General features: G+C 71.6%; 1 protein-coding gene. It reads left to right on the top strand.

Annotated elements, in window-relative coordinates; all coding sequences use genetic code 11:
• Positions 1 to 74: 74 nt before the first annotated feature.
• Positions 75 to 264, top strand: a 190-nt coding sequence (locus tag OH705_RS27695) for a hypothetical protein (RefSeq protein WP_267303495.1), incomplete at its 3' end; no start/stop codon positions are given.

Below are 264 nucleotides of genomic sequence, written 5' to 3'. Positions count from 1 at the left end.
AGTCGCGCGTGGTCCATCAACGATTCGCCGACGCGCGACGGTCGTGCGCGCATGCGTGGGCCGTCGGATTCGTGTTGGCACTGGCATGCATGTTCGTCGCGGTACCGTCCCGTGCGGACAACGTCGTGCAGGGCATCCTGCAGCTGCAGTGGGCGGATCCTCCGCGCCCGGCGCCAGGCCGTGCGCAGGCCGCACCGCACCTGGACGTCTGGCTCGAGACTGCGCCGGGGCAGCGTATCGCGCTCGATGCCGCGCAGGCGCGCC

The sequence above is a fragment of the Pseudomonas sp. BJa3 genome, assembly GCF_026343815.1.
GTDB lineage: Bacteria > Pseudomonadota > Gammaproteobacteria > Pseudomonadales > Pseudomonadaceae > Aquipseudomonas > Aquipseudomonas soli.
This window is presented reverse-complemented; position numbering and strand designations above follow the sequence as displayed.